This is a genomic window from Streptococcus pseudopneumoniae (assembly GCF_001072315.1).
GTDB classification, from domain to species: domain Bacteria; phylum Bacillota; class Bacilli; order Lactobacillales; family Streptococcaceae; genus Streptococcus; species Streptococcus pseudopneumoniae_R.
In genome coordinates this window covers 1-465 of record NZ_JVLI01000113.1, presented here as the reverse complement: position 1 = coordinate 465, position 465 = coordinate 1, and the positions used below count along the sequence as shown (strand labels likewise).

Annotated in this window: 1 protein-coding gene; it reads right to left on the bottom strand. The window is 45.2% G+C overall.

What is annotated here, in order from left to right:
- A partial coding sequence (locus tag ADH54_RS05990; protein WP_049524407.1) for an SSURE domain-containing protein occupies positions 1 to 465 on the bottom strand: 465 nt, incomplete at both ends.

Genomic DNA, 465 nt, shown 5'->3' with positions numbered 1-465 from the left:
GAAGTAGAGACCTTTGCCTAATTTTTCTACTGGTGGGAGAGCTGGATTTTTAGCTGAACCGTTATCTGACCATGGGGCCTTGTCTGATGCTTTCAAGATAAGGCGAGTTAACATACCGTCTCCGGCAAAGAATTCGTATGGAATAACTTGGTTGACACCAGCTGTGAATGGGCCAGGGAAATTGGCTTTGTCCAAGTAAGTAGCTGGAACATCTACTGTGTCTTTGGTGTTATCGGCCACGCCTTTTTGCACTTCAGCTGGGGTGGTCAAGCCATTCAAGTTGACATCCAAATCCTTAGTCGCTACGAGGTTGCTCAAATCAGCCTTGCCGTCTTTTGCACCGTACACCTTGATAGTTGCTTTATAGCTTTGAGTGCCATTTTGTTTCAAAAGATCAAGAAGCTCTTTATCTGATTTGCCTTGAGTACCTGCCAAGTCCACTTCATAGAAGTAGAGACCTTTGCC